Consider the following 248-nt stretch of genomic DNA (forward strand, 5'->3'; position numbering starts at 1 on the left):
GGCGAATGTCGCCGCTGACAGCAGGAGGCTTTCGGAGATGCAATTGTTCAAGCTGCTGTTCAGTTACTAAACGGGTCCGGATCGGCAAGTGGCGTTGGATGATCCGGTTCGCTTCAAGCTCCACTTGGCGCAAGGTTTCCCGGCTGATCGATGCTTGGTGCAAATCGATCGACACCCGCTCTTGCCCTAAATGGAAGCTGGCCGTCGTGTATCCATGCTGATCTTCCAATAAGGCGCTTAACAGATGC

At 54.4% G+C, this 248-nt stretch carries 1 pseudogene; it reads right to left on the reverse strand.

The annotated features are described in order from the left end of the window. Nucleotides 1-248: pseudogene (locus SB775_RS32405) on the reverse strand (alanyl-tRNA editing protein); the annotation flags it as partial.

Source organism: Peribacillus sp. SIMBA_075, assembly GCF_046534585.1.